The sequence below is a fragment of the Leifsonia sp. PARNA 1/14 genome (genome assembly GCF_055720965.1).
Map to the genome: position 1 here is coordinate 813,964 of NZ_JBVQSP010000001.1, position 18,141 is coordinate 832,104.

14 protein-coding genes are annotated in these 18,141 nt (G+C 69.8%); 9 read left to right on the forward strand and 5 right to left on the reverse strand.

Translation table 11 applies throughout. From position 1 onward, the window contains the following. Positions 1 to 16: 16 nt before the first annotated feature. Positions 17 to 1,186 (reverse strand): septation protein SepH, encoded by a 1,170-nt coding sequence (gene sepH / locus AC0HS0_RS04085; RefSeq protein WP_472961831.1) that lies wholly within the window; start codon positions 1,184 to 1,186, stop codon positions 17 to 19. 205 nt (positions 1,187 to 1,391) lie between these two features. Here sepH and AC0HS0_RS04090 point away from each other — a divergent pair, with 205 nt between their 5' ends. After that, positions 1,392 to 1,685, forward strand: coding sequence for a DUF4193 domain-containing protein (locus AC0HS0_RS04090; protein ID WP_025155643.1), 294 nt, complete (start codon positions 1,392 to 1,394; stop codon positions 1,683 to 1,685). Positions 1,686 to 1,713: 28 nt separating this feature from the next. Here the strand turns inward: AC0HS0_RS04090 and AC0HS0_RS04095 are convergent, their stop codons facing one another. Then, complete coding sequence (locus AC0HS0_RS04095) at positions 1,714 to 2,175, reverse strand: DUF3093 domain-containing protein (protein WP_472961833.1); 462 nt, start codon at positions 2,173 to 2,175, stop codon at positions 1,714 to 1,716. A gap of 39 nt (positions 2,176 to 2,214) precedes the next feature. Here AC0HS0_RS04095 and dut point away from each other — a divergent pair, with 39 nt between their 5' ends. The 6 genes from dut to dxs all read left to right on the forward strand — a co-directional run bounded on the left by dut (position 2,215) and on the right by dxs (position 11,541). Next, a complete protein-coding gene (gene dut, locus AC0HS0_RS04100; RefSeq protein ID WP_472961834.1) occupies positions 2,215 to 2,673 on the forward strand; it encodes a dUTP diphosphatase in 459 nt (152 codons plus the stop codon). Beyond that, positions 2,670 to 3,314, forward strand: coding sequence for a DUF3710 domain-containing protein (locus AC0HS0_RS04105; RefSeq protein WP_472961836.1), 645 nt, complete (start codon positions 2,670 to 2,672; stop codon positions 3,312 to 3,314). The genes dut and AC0HS0_RS04105 overlap by 4 nt, the downstream gene beginning before the upstream one ends. A gap of 11 nt (positions 3,315 to 3,325) precedes the next feature. Next, entirely contained in the window at positions 3,326 to 4,126 is an 801-nt protein-coding gene (locus AC0HS0_RS04110) for a DUF3159 domain-containing protein (protein ID WP_472961837.1), read from the forward strand. A gap of 27 nt (positions 4,127 to 4,153) precedes the next feature. After that, on the forward strand, positions 4,154 to 6,526 hold the full coding sequence (locus AC0HS0_RS04115; RefSeq protein ID WP_472961838.1) for a cation-translocating P-type ATPase: 2,373 nt from the start codon (positions 4,154 to 4,156) through the stop codon (positions 6,524 to 6,526). A 91-nt stretch (positions 6,527 to 6,617) separates the two neighbouring features. Beyond that, positions 6,618 to 9,509, forward strand: coding sequence for an aconitate hydratase AcnA (acnA, locus tag AC0HS0_RS04120; RefSeq protein ID WP_472961840.1), 2,892 nt, complete (start codon positions 6,618 to 6,620; stop codon positions 9,507 to 9,509). A gap of 79 nt (positions 9,510 to 9,588) precedes the next feature. Continuing rightward, positions 9,589 to 11,541 (forward strand): 1-deoxy-D-xylulose-5-phosphate synthase, encoded by a 1,953-nt coding sequence (gene dxs, locus AC0HS0_RS04125; RefSeq protein WP_472961841.1) that lies wholly within the window; start codon positions 9,589 to 9,591, stop codon positions 11,539 to 11,541. A gap of 28 nt (positions 11,542 to 11,569) precedes the next feature. On the opposite strand, the gene AC0HS0_RS04130 is transcribed toward dxs, so the two are convergent. Then, positions 11,570 to 12,100, reverse strand: a complete 531-nt coding sequence (locus AC0HS0_RS04130; protein ID WP_472961842.1) for a dihydrofolate reductase family protein — start codon at positions 12,098 to 12,100, stop codon at positions 11,570 to 11,572. Between the two features lie 52 nt (positions 12,101 to 12,152). Here AC0HS0_RS04130 and AC0HS0_RS04135 point away from each other — a divergent pair, with 52 nt between their 5' ends. Then, positions 12,153 to 13,133, forward strand: a complete 981-nt coding sequence (locus AC0HS0_RS04135) for an aldo/keto reductase (RefSeq protein WP_472962128.1) — start codon at positions 12,153 to 12,155, stop codon at positions 13,131 to 13,133. Positions 13,134 to 13,136: 3 nt separating this feature from the next. On the opposite strand, the gene AC0HS0_RS04140 is transcribed toward AC0HS0_RS04135, so the two are convergent. Then, entirely contained in the window at positions 13,137 to 16,106 is a 2,970-nt protein-coding gene (locus AC0HS0_RS04140) for a glycoside hydrolase family 2 TIM barrel-domain containing protein (protein ID WP_472961843.1), read from the reverse strand. 126 nt (positions 16,107 to 16,232) lie between these two features. Here AC0HS0_RS04140 and AC0HS0_RS04145 point away from each other — a divergent pair, with 126 nt between their 5' ends. Continuing rightward, positions 16,233 to 16,931, forward strand: coding sequence for a TetR/AcrR family transcriptional regulator (locus tag AC0HS0_RS04145; protein WP_472961845.1), 699 nt, complete (start codon positions 16,233 to 16,235; stop codon positions 16,929 to 16,931). On the opposite strand, the gene AC0HS0_RS04150 is transcribed toward AC0HS0_RS04145, so the two are convergent. After that, positions 16,886 to 18,130: an arginine deiminase gene (locus AC0HS0_RS04150; RefSeq protein WP_472961846.1), complete on the reverse strand. Its 1,245-nt coding sequence runs from the start codon at positions 18,128 to 18,130 to the stop codon at positions 16,886 to 16,888. The two genes, AC0HS0_RS04145 and AC0HS0_RS04150, sit on opposite strands and share 46 nt — an antisense overlap. Between the last annotated feature and the right edge of the window lie 11 nt (positions 18,131 to 18,141).

Genomic DNA, 18,141 nt, shown 5'->3' on the forward strand with positions numbered 1-18,141 from the left:
CGAAGGCGCGCGCGATTCAGGCCAGGTCGTCGTCCGTGCGTGCGCCGAATACGATTTCGTCCCAGCTCGGCATCGCGGCACGGCCCTTGCGGCGGCCGCTCGTGGCGGGCGCCTGCTCCTGCTGGGCGGGCGCAGGAGCCGGAGGATTCGTGGGCCGCTCCGGCGCGGGCGCGGGCGCGAACTCCTCGACGATCGTGATGCTCTCCTCCACGAGCCGGAACGGCAGCGGGTCGAGGAGCGTGGGCTGCTCGGGCTCTGCGGGTCCGGCCTCGGGTCGACTGTGCTCGCGGCGATCCGGCAGTTCGGTGCGCGGTGGCGTCCGGTCGTCATAGGTCGCGGACTCGCGCTCGCCCCGTCGGCGGCGCAGAGCCTCCAACAGGTCGGCGGTCTGGTGGAGGTCGCGCGGCGTCTCTTCGGCGCGGTTGATCGCCGAGACGGCGATGGAATTGCTGGCGCGCCCCGGAGCGTGCGGCTCCAGCGGTTCGAGCGGCTGCGTCACCTCGGGGCCGAGCAGGTCGACTCCGGGCGCGGGGAAGGTGAAGGCTCCGCTGTCGAAGCGGGAGGTGTCCGGCTCGCCCTCGTGCGGCAGCACGGCGCGCAGCCGGGGGATGAGCGCTCCGCCGCGCAGCTCGCCGGCCTGGGAGAGCGTCGTGGCCTCGGAGTTCAGCGGAGCGAGGGCGTGCTTGCGGAGGTCGTAGCTCCAGCGGGCGTCGTGGTCGATCTCATCGGCCGTGAACTCCAGCTTGACGATCCAGCCGGTCTCCTCGTCCTTCCAGCTCGCCCAGCGCTCGCCGGCCACGCCGAGGGAGGCCAGGCGGTCACGGATGACCGACCCGAAGGTGTCGGGGTCGCCCAGCGGGTCGACCTCGGCCGCGGTGCGCACGGGCACGCTGAGGGCGCTCGCGACGACGTGCTCGCGCTCGGCGACGATCGGGCCCTCGAAGCGCTGGACGTAGTCCAGCGGTGCTCCGGTGACTGCGGCGACGTCCTCGGCCGACATCCCGGACCGGATGTGCGCCTGGATCTCGCGCGGCGAGAGTTTGGGTGTTTCGACCGATGCCTGCTGACGCACCTGCCGGATCTTCGACTGCAGCGTGTCGTCGACGGCGATGCGGAAGCGCTCACCGTCGTCGCCGACGGCGACGATCGCGCCGTTCTCGACCCCGATGACCTTCAAATCCTGCATTGTGATGCCTTCCGAGCTCGCGTTCGTTCCGGCCCAGAATGCCACGAGAACGGGGGCTTTACGGGGAATACCCCGGGCGTGCCGGAAGTTGAACACCGAGCAATCGCTGAGAGCCTCCTGCGTGGTTTTGCTATTCGCAGGGGATTGATGCAAACTATGGCCGCCGATTGCGAGAATCGGCCGTTACGACGAGAAGTGGATGGGCATGGCAACGGATTACGACGCACCGCGGAAGACCGAGGACGACTCCGAGTCGATCGAGGCCCTCAAGGAGCGAGTTCCGGACAAGATGTCTGGTGTCGTCGACGTCGAGGACGCCGACAACCCGGGCGGCTACGAGCTCCCCGGTGCCGACCTGTCGGACCTCGACCTCGACGTCGTGGTGCTGCCTCCTCAGGCTGATGAGTTCACCTGCGTGAGCTGCTTCCTGGTGAAGCACCGCTCGCAGATCGACCACGAGAGCAAGCTCGGACCGATCTGCGTGGAGTGCGCCGCCTGAGCGACGCACCGCACCGCTACGACGCCGGCTAGTCCCCGAGGGGGCTGGAGGAACGTCGGGCCTCATCGAGAACCCGGACCAGCTGGTCCGGGTTTCTTGTCGAGAGGAGCCAGTAGGGCGCCGGGTCGTCGACGTCGAGCACCGGAACCTTCACGACGGGCTTGATCCAGCCGCGGATGAGCAGCCAGGCGCGGGCGTCGAGGCGCTGGCCGCGCTCGAGGGTGGCCTCTTCTGCCAAGTAGGCCCGCGGCTCTCCGATGAACTCCAGCGGAATGCTCGCGTGCCCGGCCTTCAACTCGGTGGACGTGACCCGGATGACCGGCGCGGAGACCAGTAGCGCGACCACGATCGCCACGTAGAAGACGATCGCGAGCGCGACGCCGACCGCGAAGTTGATCGGGGCGAACACGAGCATCACGGCCGGCACGACCAGGATGGTGGAGATGAAGAGCCAGGGGGTCGCCCAGAGCCGTTCGCGGTAGAGGTCCATACGCCTATTCGATCATCCTTCGTGCACTACCCTCGACACGTGACCCAAAGCGTGGACGTCCCGATCATCGCCGAGCGCCTCCCGGTGTACGCCCATCCCGGTGACGCCGGCGCCGACCTGTGCGCGGCGGAGGCCGTCGCGCTGGGTCCCGGCGAGCGGCACACGGTGCCGACGGGCGTCTCGATCGCCCTGCCGGATGGTTACCTCGCCTTCGTCGTGCCCCGCAGCGGCCTCGCCATGCGACACGGCATCACCATCGTCAACGCGCCGGGGACGGTGGACGCCGGCTACCGCGGCGAGATCAAGGTGACCGTTCTGAACACGGACAGGTCGATGTCGTACGATATCGCCGTCGGCGACAGGATCGCCCAGCTGATCGTCATGCCGGTCGTGCAGGCCCGGTTCGTCCCCGTCGACACCCTCCCGGACAGCCACCGCGGCACCGCGGGCTTCGGCTCGTCCGGCTACACCGTCACCCAGGCAGGAGAACACGCTTGACCGACAGCAGCGACACCCCCGGCGAGGACCTCGCGGCTCCTCAGGACGCGGACAAGTCCGCACCGGAGGATCGTGAGACGGAAGGTCCCCTCGACGAGAGCGAGGCGAACCCGGTCCGTCCCTATGTCGACCTCGGCGGCGTCAAGATCCTGCCCCGTGAGGGCCTCCACCTGCGGCTGGAGGTCGAGGAGGAGTCGCAGCGCGTCGTCGCCGTCGGCCTCGACTACGCCAACTCGACACTGCAGGTGCAGCCGTTCGCCGCGCCGCGCTCCACGGGGCTCTGGCACGAGATCCGCGGCCAGATCGCGGAGCAGGTGCAGCGGCAGGGCGGCCGCGTCAGTGAGCGCGACGGCGTCTTCGGCCCGGAGCTCGTCGCCGAGATCCCCGTCGCCCCTCCGCAGGGTGCGCCCGGGGAGACCCGCGTCGCGCGGTTCGTCGGCGTCGACGGCCCGCGCTGGTTCCTGCGTGGTGTGATCGCGGGCGACGCGGCCGTCAAGCCCGATGCCGCCGCGCTCGTCGAAGACCTCTTCCGCAGCATCGTGGTCGTGCGCGGCAACGTGCCGATGCCTCCGCGCGACCTCATCCCGCTGCGCATGCCGTCGGCGCCGAGCACCGGCGACAACGGCTACTCGTCCCTGTGAGCGGTGCCGACGTGACCGAGCAGCACGACCCCGAGAAGCGCACCGGGCCGGACGGCCCGGAGCGCGAGGGCGCCGAGGAGCGCGACGATCAGGTCGCCTCCAGCGTCGGCGAGTCCCTGGCCCGCGCGGCCCGCAACTCGGGCATGGGCCAGCTCGTCGACGGCGGCACGCCGACCGGCACCGCGCTGCTCTCCGCCCTCGGCGGCGTGCGCGGACTGCTGGAGACCATCCTCCCCGGCCTGGTCTTCCTCATCCTCTTCACGTTCACTCAGAACGTCCCGCTCTCCATCGGCGTCTCCGTCGCGGTCGCGGTGGTGTTCACCGCGGTGCGGATCATCGGCAAGACGCCGGTCACGCAGGCCCTCGCGGGTCTGATCGGCGTGGGGTTGTCGGCGATCTTCGCGCTGATCACCGGCCGCGGCGAGGACAACTTCATCCTGGGGATCTGGACCAACGCCGCCTACGCGGCCGCCCTCCTGATCTCGATCCTGGTGCGCTGGCCGCTGATCGGCCTCGCGGCCGGCTACCTGATGGGCGACGGGCTCGCCTGGCGCTCGGTGAGGTCGAAGTTCCGGGTCATGCAGGCGCTCACCTTCCTCTGGTTCCTGCTGTTCGCGGCGCGGCTCCTCGTGCAGGTGCCGCTGTATCTGGCGCACACCGACGCGGCCACCAGCGCGCTCGCGCTCACGAAGCTGCTGATGGGCGTGCCGCTGTACGCCCCACTGCTGCTGGTGACGTGGTTCGTGGTCAAGGGGCAGTTCCCGCAGAAGCCGCAGCAGGCCACGCGCTCGTCGGAGAAGAACGCCGGCTAGCCGGCACCGCGTCCAGGAGGGGGAGGGATGCTCGACGCGCGCACCAGAGAGGGGTTGAGTGCCGCGCAGGTGGCGGAGCGCCAGGCGGACGGCCGGGTCAACCTCCAGCGCCAGGCGGGTTCGCGCTCGTTCGGCGACATCCTGCGCGAGAACATCTTCACGCTGTTCAACGGCATCCTCACCGTCTGCTTCATCGCCGTGGTGCTGCTCGGCGACCTCCGCGACGGCTTCTTCTACGGCGTCGTCGTCGTCAACGCGCTGATCGGCATCGTGCAGGAGATCCGCGCGAAGCGGGTGCTCGACAAAGCCGCTCTGCTCGCCGCCCCCGAGAGCCGGGTCCGCCGCGGTGGTGAAGTCGTGACGATCGGGCTGCAGGAGGTCGTGCTCGACGACCTCCTGGTGCTGCGGCCGGGCGACCAGATCCCCGCAGACGCTGTCGTGGCGGAGAGCACCGGCCTGTCGCTCGACGAGTCGCTGCTGACGGGGGAGTCCGACCCGGTCTTCAAGGACGAGGGCGCGCAGCTGCTCTCCGGTTCGCATGTCGCGACCGGGACCGGGTACGCGGTCGTCACCGCCGTCGGCGCCGACTCCTACGCCAGCAAGCTCACCAGCGAGATCCGCCGGCACTCGCTCGTGCACTCCGAACTGCGCGACGCCACCAACCGCATCCTCGTCTACCTGTCGTGGATCCTCGGCCCGGTGATCCTGGTGACCCTCATCGGCCGCGTGCTCGCGTACGGAGGTTTCGCCGAGCTGTTCACGGACTCGCGGTGGAGGCGTGCCCTGCTCGACGCGGTCGCCGCGGTCGTCGGCATGATCCCGGAGGGGCTCGTGCTGCTCACCAGCCTGGCGTTCGGCGTCGCAGCGATCCAGCTGGCCGCGCGCAAGGTGCTCGTCCAGGAGCTCGCGGCGGTGGAGGTGCTCGCCCGTGTCGACGTGCTCTGCCTCGACAAGACGGGCACGCTGACCACCGGCGAGCTGGAGCTGGAGGGGACGGAGCCGGTTGGGAACGTGCCGGCCGAACTGGCGGAGACGGCGCTCGCCGCGTTCGGGGCGGACGACACCGGCAACGCGACCTCCGGAATCCTGTCCTCCCGGTTCCGCAGCGATCGCTTCCGGGTCGAGCGGCGCATCCCGTTCAGCTCGGCGACCAAGTTCAGCGGGCTCGTCATGCTGGTCGACGGCGAGCAGACCTCGTGGGTGCTCGGCGCGCCGGAGCGGGTGCTCGCCGACCACGCGGAGGCGTTGGAGCGGGCGAACGCGATCGCCGCGACCGGCCGTCGCACGCTCGCCCTCGCCCGGGCGGTCGACCCGCTGCCGCAGGGCACGCACGTCCCACTCGTCGGTGTGCGAGTGGCGCCTGCGCTGCTGGTGATCCTGGGGGAGAACCTGCGGCCGGAGGCCCCGGAGACGCTCGGCTACTTCAGCGAGCAGACCGTGCGGGTCGTCGTGATGTCGGGAGACAACCCGGTCACGGTGGAGGCCGTCGCCCGCGCCCTGAACATGGAGGGCGACGCGATCGACGCCTCCACTCTCACCACCGACGAGGAGCTCGCCGACGCCCTCGGCAGGGCGAGCATCTTCGGCCGGGTCAGCCCCGAGCAGAAGCGGACGGCCGTCGGGCTGCTGCAGCGCGAAGGCCGTACCGTCGCGATGACCGGCGACGGGGTCAACGACGCCATGGCGATCAAGGACGCGAACCTCGGTATCGCGATGGGCACGGCGACGGCGGCGACCAAGGCGGTCTCCCGGCTCGTGCTGCTCGACAACCGCTTCGACCGGCTGCCGGACGTGCTGGCCTCCGGCCGTCGCGTCATCGCCAACGTCGAGCGCGTCTCGAACATCTTCCTGGCCAAGACGGTCTACGGCATCCTCCTGGCGCTGGTGAGCGCGGTCGTGCTGTGGCCGTTCCCGTTCCTGCCGCGGCAGCTGACCCTGGTCTCGACGCTCGCGATCGGCATCCCCTCGTTCTTCCTCGCGCTCGCGCCGAACAGGCGCATCTACACGCCGGGCGTCCTCCCGCGCATCCTCCGCTACTCCATCCCGACCGGTGTGATCGCGGGCCTGACGGCCGTCGTCGCGTATGCGCCGCTGCACCGCGCGATCCCGCTGCACGAGGCGCGCAGCGTGACCACGGTCGCGCTGTTCTGCGTCTCGCTCTGGATCCTGTGCGTGCTCACGCGGCCCCTCACCACCTGGCGCTGGTTGCTGCTCGGCGGGGTGGCGGCGGCTTTCGTGCTGGTGTGCGTGATCCCGGCCACGGCGACGTTCTTCGAGATGCATCTGTCCCTGGACGCCGCACTGGCCTGGGGTATCGCGGTCGGAGCCGTCGGCTCGGTGGGGATCGAGCTGTTCTACCGGTTCGCCCGGCGGCGCGGCCTGGTGTTCGACCGGGTGTGAACGTGCTAGTTTTATCTTGACGTCAAGATACTTTCCTGAGCTGACCACTTAGGCTTGCCTTGCTGGAAACACGCTTCGACGCACGACCAAGATGGACACGGCTCGCGGTGAATCGCCTGCCGACGAAGGAGAAGGCACAGTGTCAGCTACGAGTGACTCAGGATTCGGCAGTTTCGGTGCGAAGAGCACCCTGACGGTGGGGTCGAAGGACTACACGATCTTCAGGATCGACACGGTCGACGGCTACCAGAAGCTCCCGTTCAGCCTCAAGGTGCTGCTGGAGAACCTGCTTCGCACCGAGGATGGCGCGAACATCACGGCGGACCACATCAACGCCCTCGGCGGCTGGGACCCGCAGGCCGAGCCGGACACCGAGATCCAGTTCACGCCGGCCCGCGTGATCATGCAGGACTTCACCGGCGTGCCCTGCATCGTCGACCTCGCCACCATGCGCGAGGCTGTGTCGTCGCTCGGCGGCGACCCGAACAAGATCAACCCGCTCGCCCCGGCCGAAATGGTCATCGACCACTCCGTCATCGCCGACCTGTTCGGCACCGAGAACGCACTCGAGCGCAACACCGACATCGAGTACGAGCGCAACGGGGAGCGTTACCAGTTCCTCCGCTGGGGCCAGACCGCCTTCGACGACTTCAAGGTCGTCCCGCCGGGCACCGGCATCGTCCACCAGGTCAACATCGAGTACCTCGCTCGCGTCACGATGACCCGTGAGGTCGGCGGAGAGCTCCAGGCCTACCCGGACACCTGCGTCGGCACCGACTCGCACACCACCATGGTCAACGGCCTCGGCGTGCTCGGCTGGGGCGTCGGCGGCATCGAAGCCGAGGCCGCCATGCTGGGCCAGCCGGTCTCCATGCTCATCCCCAAGGTCGTCGGCTTCAAGCTGACCGGTGCCATCCCGACCGGCGTGACCGCGACGGACGTGGTGCTCACCATCACGCAGATGCTGCGCAAGCACGGCGTCGTCGGCAAGTTCGTCGAGTTCTACGGCGCCGGCGTCGCGGAGGTCCCGCTGGCCAACCGCGCCACCATCGGCAACATGAGCCCGGAGTTCGGCTCGACCGCCGCGATGTTCCCCGTCGACGACGTGACCCTCGACTACCTGCGCCTCACCGGCCGCAGCGAGGAGCAGGTCGCCCTGGTCGAGGAGTACTCCAAGGCGCAGAGCCTGTGGCACGACCCGGCGATCGAGCCGGTCTTCTCCGAGTACCTCGAGCTCGACCTGTCGACGGTCGTCCCGTCGATCGCCGGCCCGAAGCGCCCGCAGGACCGCATCGAGCTGAGCGAGGCGAAGAGCCAGTTCGAGAAGGACCTGAACGACTACGCGGAGATCTCGCACGACCTGGTCGACCTGACCATCGCCGAGTCGTTCCCGGCGTCCGACCCGGGCGAGCTGCAGCCGGAGGACACCTACAGCCACCACGTGCACACCCACCACAGCCACGCTCCGAAGACGGCCTCCAACCCCACACCGGTGAAGCTGGAGAACGGCACCGACTTCGTGATCGACCACGGCGCCGTCGCAATCGCGGCGATCACGTCGTGCACGAACACGTCGAACCCGTCGGTCATGCTGGCCGCCGGCCTCCTGGCCCGCAACGCCGCCAAGAAGGGCCTCAAGGCCAAGCCGTGGGTCAAGACCACGCTCGCCCCAGGCTCGAAGGTCGTGACCGACTACTACGAGAAGGCCGGTCTGACGAAGGACCTGGAGGCGCTGGGCTTCTACACGGTCGGCTACGGCTGCACCACCTGCATCGGCAACTCGGGCCCGCTGCTCGACGAGATCTCGCAGGCCGTCAACGACAGCGACCTCGCCGTCACCGCAGTGCTCTCGGGCAACCGCAACTTCGAGGGCCGCATCAACCCCGACGTCAAGATGAACTACCTGGCGAGCCCGCCGCTGGTCATCGCCTACGCGCTCGCCGGCTCGATGAACTTCGACTTCGAGCTCGACGCGCTGGGCACGGACACCGACGGCAACGACGTCTTCCTGAAGGACATCTGGCCGGACGCCGCCGAGGTGCAGCAGACGATCGACTCCTCGATCAACGAGGGCATGTTCGTCCACCAGTACTCCTCGGTCTTCGAGGGCGACGAGCGCTGGAAGTCGCTCGCCACGCCGACCGGCTCGGTCTTCGAGTGGGACGAGAAGTCGACGTACGTGCGCAAGCCTCCGTACTTCGAGGGCATGACGCTGGAGACCACCCCGGTCTCCGACATCACCGGCGCCCGCGTGCTCGCCAAGCTCGGCGACTCGGTCACCACCGACCACATCTCGCCCGCCGGCTCCATCAAGGCGGACAGCCCGGCCGGCCAGTACCTCAACGAGCACGGCATCGACCGCAAGGACTTCAACTCGTACGGCTCGCGCCGGGGCAACCACGAGGTGATGATCCGCGGCACGTTCGCGAACATCCGTCTGCGCAACCAGCTCCTCAGCTCCTTCAACGAGGGCAGTGGCGTCGAGGGTGGATACACGCGTGACTTCACCCAGGCCGACGCCCCGCAGTCGTTCATCTACGACGCGTCGCAGAACTACCAGGCGCAGGGCACCCCGCTCGTCGTCCTGGGCGGCAAGGAGTACGGTTCCGGCTCGTCGCGCGACTGGGCTGCCAAGGGCACCAGCCTCCTCGGCGTCCGCGCGGTCATCACCGAGAGCTTCGAGCGAATCCACCGGTCGAACCTGATCGGCATGGGCGTCGTGCCGCTCCAGTTCCCGGCCGGCGAGAGCACAGAGTCGCTGGGCCTGGACGGCACCGAGTCGTTCTCTATCACGGGACTCGAAGAGCTCAACGAGGGCCGCACGCCCAAGACCGTGCGCGTCGTCGCCGAGCCCACCGAGCACTCGCCCGCGGGCAAGCAGGTCGTCGAGTTCGACGCGGTGGTCCGGATCGACACCCCCGGTGAAGCCGACTACTACCGCAACGGCGGCATCCTGCAGTACGTGCTGCGGAGCCTGGTGTAACCAGACCGTTGTCAAGGGGAGGCTCGGGATCGCAAGGTTCCGAGCCTCCTCCGATTCACACAGTTCTACACTGAAATCCATGAGCATCCTCGAAACCATCCACGGGCCGCGTGATCTCGACCGGCTCACGGACAAGGAGCTCGACCAGCTCGCCGGCGAAGTGCGAGCCTTCCTGGTCGCCAACGTCGCCAAGACCGGCGGTCACCTCGGGCCGAACCTCGGCGTCGTCGAGACGACGATCGCCATCCACCGGGTCTTCGACTCGCCGCGCGACGCGATCGTGTTCGACACCGGCCACCAGTCGTACGTGCACAAACTGCTCACCGGGCGTCAAGACTTCTCGCACCTCCGACAGCGCGGCGGCCTCGCCGGCTACCCGCAGCGCTCCGAGTCCGAGCACGACATCGTGGAGAGCTCGCACGCTTCGTCGTCGCTGAGCTGGGCCGACGGCATCTCGCGCGCCTTCGGCATGACCGGGCAGGACGACCGGCACGTCATCGCGGTCGTCGGCGATGGCGCGCTCACCGGCGGTATGACCTGGGAGGCGCTCAACAACATCTCCGACGACAACAACCGCCGGCTGATCATCGTCGTCAACGACAACGGGCGCTCCTACGCGCCGACCATCGGCGGCATGGCGCGCTTCCTCAATACCGTGCGCACGCGCCGCGGGTACCGCAACCTGTATCTCAGCAGCCGCAAGGCGTTCGACAAGCTCGGCTCGCCCGGCCAATCGTTCTACCGGGGCATCCGGGGCGGACTGCACGGCTTCCTGAGCCGGTTCTCGAACAACGAGGCGCTCTACTCGAACCTCGACATCAAGTACATCGGGCCGGTGCACGGCCACGACATCCCGGCGATGGAGGAGGCGCTCCGCCAGGCGAAGAACTACGGCGCGCCGGTCATCGTGCACGCGATCACTCAGAAAGGCCGCGGGTACGAGCCGGCCCTGCGCGACGCCGCCGACCAGTTCCACGCGGTGGACAAGATCGACCCGGAGACCGGGGAGCCCCTCGACAGCACGAAGAAGCACACCTGGACGGGCGTGTTCGCCGACGAGATCGTGACGCTCGCCGAGCAGAACCAGAAGATCGTGGGCATCACCGCCGCGATGCTGCGGCCGACGGGCCTCCACAAGTTCGCCGAGCGGTTCCCGGACCGCGTGCACGACGTCGGCATCGCCGAGCAGCACGCCGCAGCGAGCGCCGCCGGTCTCGCGTACGGCGGCCTCCACCCGGTGGTCGCGATCTACGCCACGTTCATCAACCGCGCGTTCGACCAGGTGCTGATGGATGTCGCCCTGCACAAGGCGGGTGTGACGTTCGTGCTCGACCGCGCCGGTGTCACCGGCCCCGACGGCCCCAGCCACCACGGCATCTGGGACCTGGCGATCCTGCAGGTGGTGCCGAACATCCGGCTCGCCGCGCCGCGCGACGGCACCCGCTTCCGCGAGGAGCTGGCGGAGGCCGTGGCCGTGGACGACGCGCCGACGGTGCTGCGGTTCCCCAAGGGCAGTGTGCAGCCGGACATCCCCGCGATCCGCCGGCTCGACGACGGCGTGGACGTGCTGCGCGAGTCGGACGCCCGCGACGTGCTGCTGGTGACGGTCGGCCCGATGGCCGACCTCGGGCTCAAGGTCGCCGACCGGCTGGCCGCACAGGGCATCGGCGCGACGGTCGTGGACCCGCGCTGGGTCGTCCCCGTTCCGCGCAGCATCCTGAGCCTCGCCGCAGACCACCGCATCGTCGTCACCATCGAGGACGGCATCCGGGTCGGCGGGATCGGCACCCGCGTGCGCCAAGACCTCCGCGAGGCCGGCATCGACACGGCCGTCGACGAGCTCGGTCTGCCGGACGCGTTCATCGACCACGCGACGCGCGACCAGATCCTGGACGACGCGGGGCTCACGCCGCAGAAGATCGCCCGCGACTTGGTGGCGCAGGTGTTGGGCAGTCGCATCCCGATCGCGCGCCCGCTGCCCCTGGAGGACTCCTCCGCGGACGGCGTGGACGCCAAGAAGCGCCGCGCGTAGCGGCGTCCCTCCGAATGCGGAACAGGGCTCAGGCGAAGCGGTAGACGTGCTCGACGCTCCCGGACGGGAACGTCTTGGTGCTGGACAGCACCAGCGGACGACTCGCCTCGGCGACAGGGAGCAACGGCTTGCCGGAGCCCACGAGCACCGGCACGTAGGTAACGTGCAACTCGTCGATCAGCCCGCGGTCGGCGAACTGCGCGGCCAGTGCGCCTCCGCCGACCATCCATACGTCGCGGTCGTCCGCGGCCTCCCGCAGCTCCGTGTCGAGCTGGTCGACGTCGCCGGCGAAGAACGTGATCGAAGCGCCCTCGACGCTCGGCAGTGCACGGTGGGTGACGACCCAGGTCGGGATCTCTGCGTACGGCCACTCGCCCTGCGCCAGCACGAACTCGTACGTCGTCGCGCCCATCACGAGCGCCCCGATGCCGGACAGGAAGGCCTGATAGTGCTCGTCGAACTCCTCGAAGCCGAACTGCTCGAGCCATTCGATGCGATCGTGGACGTCGGCGATGAAGCCGTCGATGGAAGAGGCGACGTAGTACTTGGTGAGGGCCATGCGGCGACGGTACCAGGAGGGTCGGACAGAGGGTTATCGTGACCGTATGGCATTGATGACGATCACCCTCGGAACGGAGAAGCTCGAGGTCTCGCGGCTCGGCCTCGGCTGCATGGGCATGAGCGCGTTCTACACCGGAGCCGGCACCGACGATGCGGGCTCGATCCGCACCATCCACCGCGCGATGGACCTCGGGGTCACGTTCTTCGACACCGCCGAGATCTACGGTCCGTACACGAACGAGGAACTCCTGGCCCGCGCCTTCGCGGGCGGACGCCGCGACCAGGTGGTCATCGCCACCAAGTTCGGCACCATCCTGCACCGCTCGAAAGACGAGCGCGGGCTCGACGGCTCGCCCGAGAACGTCCGCCTGTCGGTGGAGGGGTCGCTGCGACGCCTGCAGACCGACCGCATCGATCTCTACTACCAGCACCGGATGGACCCGGGCACCCCGATCGAGGACACCGTCGGCGCCCTGAAGGAGGTCATCGAGGAGGGCAAGATCCGGCACTACGGGCTCTCGGAGGCCGCGCCCGAGACGATCGTGCGCGCGAACGCCGTGCACCCGGTCACCGCCGTGCAGACCGAGTACTCGCTGTGGACGCGCGACCCCGAGTCGGAGGTGCTGCCCACGGTGCGGGAGCTCGGCATCGGTTTCGTGCCGTACTCGCCGCTCGGCCGCGGCTTCCTCACGGGCTCGATCCGCTCTCTCGACCAGCTCGCCGACGACGACTTCCGCCGCTTCAACCCGCGCTTCGAGGGCGACAACCTGGAAGCCAACATCCGGATCGTCGAAGAGGTCGACGCCGTGGCGAAGGAGGCCGGTGCGGCCCCCGGTCAGGTCGCCCTCGCGTGGCTGCTGTCGAGGGGCGACGACCTGGCGCCCATCCCCGGCACGCGGCGCGTCGAGAACCTGGAGCAGAACGTGGCGGCCGCCGACCTCGACCTGACTCCCGAGCAGCTCGCGCGCCTCGACAAGGTCGCCGCTCCGGTCGGCGACCGCTACGCGGACATGAGCCCGCTCAACAAGTAACGGTCAGGCGCGGAACCGCAGCCGCAGCGTGCGCGCCTCCGGCCGGAGTGCGAACGCGGGCCAGACATCCGGCCCACAGGCGCGCGAGCCGAGGCCGTGCTGGGCGGCGTCCACGAACAGGTAGGTCGTGCCGGACGCCGGCAGCTCGTGCGGGTGGCCGGCGGCGGCGATCTGCTGCGGCGTGTGCCGCGACAGCGAGAAGCCGGGGAGCCGGCCGCGGCTGTCAGGGAGGGCGGTGAAGGCGAAGGCGCCGAGGTCGACCTCCCGTGCGCCTGAGCGGTGCCCGGTCTCCTGCGGGCGGGCGTACTCGACGTTCAGCTCTTCGAGCGAGGCGCGGAAGCGGCTGACGTAGGCGGCGCGGGTGCTGTCGGGGTACGACTCCAGCGGACCGGTGCCGAACCATTCGGCGGTATCGACCGGGCTCTCGCCGTCCGGGAGGTCGAAGCGCACGCCGATCCGCGGCCAGACGGTCGGCCAGCCGGCCGACGGCTCGACCTCGACCCGCAGCTCCAGTTCGTCCTCGATCGCCGTCCAGGTGGTCTCGACCGTGACGGAGTGCACCGAGTTCGCCGCGGAGACGCGCGTGGTCGTTCGCAGGGCGTCGCGCGCCTCCTGTACGCGCACCAGACGATGCGTGAGCCGGTCGAGGCCCTGTTCGCGCCAGAGCCGGGCGCTCGAGACGCCCGCGATGCTCGCGTCGCTGTACGCCGGGTCGCTGAACGCACCGCCCTCGTCGTTGTCGGTCGGAGCTCGGAAGAGCTCGAGGCGCGGACCGGTGACCGGTCGTCCGGCCAATCGGACCAGCCGTCCGTCTTCGAAGGAGGCGAGGCCGAGATCGCGCGTTCCGCCACCTTCCTGCCACACGGCACCGGAGGCCGCGGCAGGCCGAGGACGCACAGCCCGGGCCGCGGTGTAATCGAACTGGGCTCGCGCGACCACGTGACCGGCCGGCGCCCACGGCTCGTCACGGGCGAGCACGGCCTCCACCGTGAGCCAGGTCTCTGCCGCGTCCGCGATCGGGATCACGGGCACCGGCACGAGCACAGCGTCTCCGGCCGCGATCGGCGGTGCCTCCAGAACTCCTGATGCGACCTCCCGACCGTCGTGCTCGGCCCGCCAGCGCAGCGCCAGGTCGGAGGTGGTCGCGCTGTGCCGGCGATTGGTCACGACGACCTCGTCACCGTCCCCGGAGAATGCGAATGCCACCGGCTGCGCCACCGCGGCGAACTCGTGGAGCCCGGGCGTCGGCACGTCGTTCGACAGCACCATCCCGTCCATCACGAAGTTGCCGTCGTGGACGACCTCGCCGAAGTCGCCGCCGTAGGCGTAGAACGGGGTGCCGTCGGCCGTGCGGGCCAGGATGCCGTGGTCGCGCCACTCCCACACGAAGCCGCCGTGCAGTCGCGGGTGGGTGTCGACGAGCGCCTCGTACTGGTCGAGTGCGCCGGGGCCGTTGCCCATCGCGTGCGCGTACTCGCACAGGATGAACGGCTTCGTGCGCTGGCGCGCCCCCTGAGCCGGCGTGCAGTTCAGCAGCGGAGCGAGCGAGCCGTCGGTGCCGATCTGCTCGGTCTCCGGCACAGAGGAGTACATGCGCGAGTAGACGTCCGTGTACTCGCCGGTGTAATCGCCCTCGTAGTGCACCGGACGCTCCGGGTCGCGGTCGTGCACCCACGCCGACATGGCCGCCAGGTTGGCGCCGGTGCCCGACTCGTTGCCGAGCGACCACATCACGATGGCGGGATGGTTCTTGTCGCGCTCCACGGTTCGGCGGATCCGGTCGAGGTACGCCTCGCGCCAGCGCGGGTCGTCGCTCGGGTTGTCCCGCCACCCGGCCTTCTCGAAACCGTGCGTCTCGAGATCGCACTCGAGGATGACCCAGAATCCCAGCTCGTCGGCAAGGTCGAGCAGCCGCGGATGCGGGGGATAGTGGCTGGTGCGGATCGCATTGACGTTGAACTGCTTCATCCGCATGAGGTCGGCTCTGGCATGCTCCTCATCGAAGACGCGGCCGCGCTCGGGATGCGTCTCGTGCCGGTTCATGCCGTGGAAGACGACGCGGCGCCCGTTGACGAGGAAGCGGTCGCCGCGGATCTCCACGGTGCGGAAGCCGAGCCGGAGCGACACGGACTCGCCGCGGGCGGCCAGAGTCGCGTCGTAGAGCCGCGGTGACTCGGCGGTCCACGGTTCGACGGCTCCGACGTCGACGCGCGCTACCTCGGCGGCCGTCGCCCAGACCACCTCGACGCCGAGCTCTGGCACGCGCAGCGTGACGGGGAAGGCGTCCTCCGCTGCGGTGAGCTCGGGTTCGAGCGTCCCCCGGCCGCCGGAGAAGCCGGTGCGCAGCCAGACGTCCTCCACGCCGTCGACGGGCCGCGCGGTCAGCGTGACATCTCGGAAGATCCCGGGCAGCCACCACTGGTCCTGGTCCTCCAGATAACTGGCGGGCGACCACTGGTGCACGCGCACGGACAGCAGGTTGCCACCGGCGTGCACCATGTCGGTGACGTCGAACTCGTGGGCGAGCCGGCTTCCGCTGGCGGAGCCGACCTCCGTGCCGTTGACCCACACCCGGTACAGCGACTCGACGCCGTCGAACCGCAGCACGATACGCGCATCGAGCGGCCAGTCGTCCGGGAGGTCGAAGCGGCGCCGGTAATCGCCGGTCGGGTTCTCGTCGGGAACGAACGGCGGCTCGATCGGGAACGGGAACTGCACGTTGGTGTAGATCGGCCGTCCGTAGCGCCCGTCGCCGTGCAGCACCCAGTGCGCGGGTACGGGGAGGAGGTCCCAGGCGCCGTCGTCGAGCGCGGGCGACGCGACGTCGTCGGGGAGGTCGGCGCCGGGGGAAAGGCGGAACCTCCACTCGCCGTTCAGCGAGAGCGACGGGGCGTCGGAGTGCAGCCAGGAACGCGGCGGCCGCAGCGCACCGCGACCGGGTGCAGTGTCGGAGAGGAGTGCGGAGATCGGCACGGGTGCTCCTAAGGGTTCGTCATCGTCGTCGGGTCGTCATCGTCGTCGGTTCGTCCCGGGCGTCGTGCTGGGATAGCATCGACCGTAGTCGAAACCCGTGCGACTGACCTAATTTGGAGGCTGACCGTGGCTGGACGCGACGACGACAGCGAACGACCCCGCCGGCGCGGTCCGTACGCGAAGACGGCCGAGCGGCGGCAGCAGATCGTCGACGAGGCCTACCGCGCGTTCGCCACGCGCGGCTACCACGGCAGCTCGCTCCGCGAGATCGCGGCGGCGGCGGGAATCGGCCTCAGCACCCTCCAGCACCACTTCGCAGGCAAAGAGGACCTGCTCGTCGCGGTGCTGGGCCGCCGCGACGAGCTCGGCGGCGACCCCGACGCGGTCGGCGGCGACGGCCGGGCGCCGTTCGCCGGGCTGCCGTTCAGCGACGGCATCACCGCGCAGGCCGAGCGCAATGAGCGCATCCCCGGGCTGATCGCCCTCTACAGCGTGCTCGCCGCCGAAGCCGCAGACGCCGACCACCCCGCGCACGACTACTTCCTCGACCGGTACGCCCGGATGCGCGAAACGTACGAGGCCGAATTCACGGCGCTCGCCGAGGCGGGCCGCCTGCGCGCCGGCGCCGACCCCGCGCTCGCCGCCGCGACCGTCGTCGCCCTCTGGGAGGGCATCCAGCTGCAGTGGCTCTACAGCCCGGAGCGCATCCACGCAGCCGAGGCTCTGCGCGGTTACCTCGAGCTGGTGATCGTGCGCCCGGGGGTGGAAGACTCCGCCCCTCAGAACTCCACCGCGTCGCGCAACAGCGGGCAGGTCATGCAGTGACCACCGCCGCGGCCGCGGCCGAGCTCGGCGCCCACGATCGGGATGACCTCGACGCCGGCCCGGCGTAGCGCGTCGTTCGTCGCCGTGTTGCGGTCGTACGCGTAGACGACGCCGGGCCGCAGGGCCACCGCGTTGTTGCCGCTGTCCCACTGCTGGCGCTCGGTCTCGTAGTTGTCGCCCGCGGTCTCGATCACCCGGAGGCGCGGGAGGTTCAGAGCGGAGGCGACCACGTCGACGAACGCCCGGTCGCCTTCGTCGCGCACCTCAACTCCGGAGCGGACGTCGCCCGGCCGTAGCGTGAAGGTGTGCACGCGGTCCATGATCTCCGGGTAGAGCGTCACGAGGTCGCGGTCGGCGAACGTGAAGACCGTGTCGAGGTGCATGGCCGACCGCAGCTTCGGCATGCCGGCGACGATGACCTGCTCGGCCGCGCCCGCCGCGAACAGCGCCGCCGCGGTCTGCGTGATCGCCTGCCGGGAGGAACGTTCGCTCATCCCGATCAGCACCGCTCCGTTGCCGACCGGCATCACATCGCCGCCCTCCAGCGTGGCCTCGCCCCAGTCGAGCTCCGGGTCGCCCCACCAGACGGTCGCGCCCGCGAACGCGGGGTGGAACCGGTAGATCGCCTTCATCAGCAGCGTCTCGTCGTGGCGGGCGGGCCAGTAGAGCGGGTTGAGGGTGACACCGCCGTAGATCCAGCAGGTCGTGTCGCGGGTGTACAGCGTGTTGGGGAGCGGCGGCATCAGGTACTCGCGGATCCCGGTCGACTCCCGCGCGAGCGCGATGTAGTCGGTGCGGAAGTCCTCCGGGAGGTCGACCGTCGACAGGCCCCCGATGAGGAACTCGGCCAGCCGCTCGGGCGGAAGGGACTCGAGGAACGCACGGGTACCCTCCACCAGCCCGAGCCCGACCTGGTTCGGGACGACTTTGCGGTCGAGCAGCCACGCCCGGGCGTCCGGCTGGGCGACGGTCTCGGCCAGCACCTCGTGGAGCTCGAGCACCTCCACGCCGTTGGAGCGCAGGTCGGCGACGAAGTCGGCGTGGTCGCGCCTGGCGTTCTCCACCCACAGCACGTCGTCGAAGAGCAGGTCGTCGGCGTTCGAGGGGGTGAGCCGATGGTGCGCGAGCCCGGGGGAGGCGACGAGCACCCGTCGCAGCTGCCCGACCTCGGAGTGGACGCCGAACGTCGTCTCTGTCATGTCTCGCCCTT

What these genes read in the sequence shown, in the direction of transcription:
- sepH (WP_472961831.1), bottom strand. Translation starts at nt 1,186, where the DNA reads ATGCAGGATTTGAAGGTCATCGGGGTCGAGAACGGCGCGATCGTCGCC.
- AC0HS0_RS04090 (WP_025155643.1), top strand. Translation starts at nt 1,392, where the DNA reads ATGGCAACGGATTACGACGCACCGCGGAAGACCGAGGACGACTCCGAG.
- AC0HS0_RS04095 (WP_472961833.1), bottom strand. Translation starts at nt 2,175, where the DNA reads ATGGACCTCTACCGCGAACGGCTCTGGGCGACCCCCTGGCTCTTCATC.
- AC0HS0_RS04115 (WP_472961838.1), top strand. Translation starts at nt 4,154, where the DNA reads ATGCTCGACGCGCGCACCAGAGAGGGGTTGAGTGCCGCGCAGGTGGCG.
- acnA (WP_472961840.1), top strand. Translation starts at nt 6,618, where the DNA reads ATGGACACGGCTCGCGGTGAATCGCCTGCCGACGAAGGAGAAGGCACA.
- dxs (WP_472961841.1), top strand. Translation starts at nt 9,589, where the DNA reads ATGAGCATCCTCGAAACCATCCACGGGCCGCGTGATCTCGACCGGCTC.
- AC0HS0_RS04130 (WP_472961842.1), bottom strand. Translation starts at nt 12,100, where the DNA reads ATGGCCCTCACCAAGTACTACGTCGCCTCTTCCATCGACGGCTTCATC.
- AC0HS0_RS04150 (WP_472961846.1), bottom strand. Translation starts at nt 18,130, where the DNA reads ATGACAGAGACGACGTTCGGCGTCCACTCCGAGGTCGGGCAGCTGCGA.